Source organism: Bradyrhizobium sp., assembly GCF_036009065.1.
In the GTDB taxonomy this organism is placed as follows: Bacteria; Pseudomonadota; Alphaproteobacteria; order Rhizobiales; family Xanthobacteraceae; genus Bradyrhizobium.
This window is the reverse complement of record NZ_DASYMN010000413.1, coordinates 1-2,435: the sequence shown is the minus strand read 5'-3', so window position 1 is coordinate 2,435 and position 2,435 is coordinate 1. Positions and strand designations below refer to the sequence as shown.

The 2,435-nt window shown below is 64.1% G+C and carries 2 protein-coding genes; one reads left to right on the top strand and one right to left on the bottom strand.

All coding sequences use genetic code 11. From position 1 onward, the window contains the following. Positions 1–349: 349 nt before the first annotated feature. Positions 350–1,111 carry an SDR family oxidoreductase gene (locus VGP39_RS24805; protein ID WP_327570731.1) on the bottom strand — a complete coding sequence of 254 codons (762 nt, stop codon included), beginning with the start codon at positions 1,109–1,111 and terminating at the stop codon, positions 350–352. A gap of 88 nt (positions 1,112–1,199) precedes the next feature. On the opposite strand from VGP39_RS24805, the gene VGP39_RS24800 reads away from it, so the two are divergent. Next, positions 1,200–2,435, top strand: a 1,236-nt coding sequence (locus VGP39_RS24800) for a malonyl-CoA synthase (protein ID WP_327570730.1), incomplete at its 3' end; no start/stop codon positions are given.

Here is a 2,435-nt window from a genome sequence, read left to right as displayed (position 1 = left end):
AGAAGTGCAATACGCTTCGACATGGATCGTCTCCCGATGGATTGTGGTGGCCGGCGGACATCCGCCGGCGATTAAGGGGCAACAACGGCGCCGGTCGTTGCAGGCTTGACTGCGCCGTCGTTGGGCCGAGCTACGGGAGGGGTTTGCGGCGGTTTCGGAAAAAACTTTTTCGTGTTGCTTGAAACTATTTTCGGCGCACGCCGTGTCCCGGGTGCGATGCGGCATTCTTCATGCCGCTTTGCAGAACCGGGACCCAGTTTTCTTCATAGCAAGCAAGCTGGGCCCCGGTTCTGCTGCGCACCGCTGCGCAAGAGCTACGCGCTGCGCTGCGCCCGGGGAACGCCCGCCGTTAATCCCGGCTATGCGGCGTCTGGATGAATCCCCTGTTCCACGTCGGGCTGATCAGGATCTCGTTCATGCAGACCCGCGGCGGCATGCTGGCGACGAAGGCGATGGTGCGGCCGAGATCTTCGGACTGCAGCATTCGCGCCTGTTCTTCCTCTGACGGCACCACGGGGCGCAATTTGAGGATCGGCGTTGCGACCTCGCCCGGCGACAGGCAGCAGGCGCGCAGGCCGTTGACGCATTCGTCCATGTTGAACGAATGGGTCAGCGCCAGCACCGCATGCTTGGTGGTGGTGTAGGCCGGCCCCGGCATTTTCGACACATGGCGTCCGGCCCATGAGGCGACGTTGATGATGATGCCGTCCTGCTGCGCGCGCATCGCCGGCAGCACCGCGCGCATGCAATACAACACGCCGTTGAGGTTGATATCGACGAGTTTGTCCCAGCCTTCCAGTTCCATGTCGGCCCAGCTGCGCTTCGGGACGTTGATCCCCGCGCTGTTGACCAGAAGGTCGATGCGGCCATGCCGGCTAAGGATTTGCCCCGCGGCCTTGTTGACGTCGTCGGCCTTGCTGACATCGAGCGCGATCGCCTCGGCCTGGCCGCCGCTCTTTGTGACCTTCTCGACCACCGCATCGAGCGCGTCCTTGCGGCGGCCCGAAACCACCACGGTCCAGCCGTCGGCGGCGAGCGCTTCCGCGCCGGCCTCGCCGATGCCGCTGCCGCCGCCCGTCACCCAGGCCACGCGTTTCCCGTTCTTTGACATGCAAACTGTCTCCGTTGCTTTGTGAAGGGCGTTTTTGCTATTGAACCTTTGGATTTGCCGCCGATCTACCGCCCTCTCGGAATGATGCATGAACACATCCGCGAACGCCAACCTGTTTTCCCGCCTGTTCGATAATCTCGACGATCCCTCCCGGCTCGCGATCGAGACCATGGACGGGCAGCGCATCTCTTACGGCGATCTCGTCGGCCTCGCCGGGCGGATGGCGAATGTGCTTGTTGCACGCGGCGTCAAGCCCGGCGACCGCGTTGCAGCGCAAACCGAAAAATCCGTCCCCGGCCTGGTGCTGTATCTCGCCGCGGTTCGCGCGGGTGCGGTCTATCTGCCGCTCAACACCGCCTATACGCTGAACGAGCTGGAATATTTCATCGCCGACGCCGAGCCGTCGCTGGTGGTGTGCGACCCGTCCAAGGCTGAAGGCATCGCTGCCATTGCCGCGAAGGTCGGCGCCAAGGTCGAAACGCTCGGCGCCGACGGCAAGGGCTCGCTGAGCGATGCGGCCGCCCAGGCAAAACCGGAATTCGCAACCGTCGCGCGCGCCGACGACGACCTCGCCGCGATCCTCTACACCTCGGGCACCACCGGGCGCTCCAAGGGCGCGATGCTCAGCCACGACAACCTGGCGTCGAATTCGCTGTCGCTGGTCGACTACTGGCGCTTCACCGACAAGGACGTGCTGATCCACGCGCTGCCGATCTATCACACCCACGGCCTGTTCGTGGCGAGCAATGTCACGCTGTTCGCCCGCGCCTCGATGATCTTCCTGCCGAAATTCGATCCCGAACTGATCATCAGACTGATGGCGCGGGCCACCGTGATGATGGGCGTGCCGACGTTTTATACGCGGCTGCTGCAAAGCCCGGCGCTGACCCGCGAGGCGACCGCGCATATGCGGCTGTTCGTTTCCGGCTCCGCGCCGCTGCTCGCCGACACCCATCGCGAATGGGCTGCGCGTACCGGCCACGCCGTGCTGGAACGCTACGGCATGACCGAAACCAACATGAACACCTCGAACCCCTATGACGGCGACCGCGTGCCCGGCGCGGTCGGCCACGCGCTGCCCGGCGTGTCCGTGCGCGTCACCGATCCCGAGACCGGCAAGGAACTGGCGCGCGACTCCATCGGCATGATCGAGGTCAAAGGTCCCAACGTGTTCAAGGGCTATTGGCGGATGCCGGAAAAGACCAAAGCCGAATTCCGCGACGACGGCTTCTTCATCACCGGCGATCTCGGCAAGATCGACGCCGAGGGCTATGTGCACATTCTCGGCCGCGGCAAGGATCTGGTGATCTCCGGCGGCTTCAAC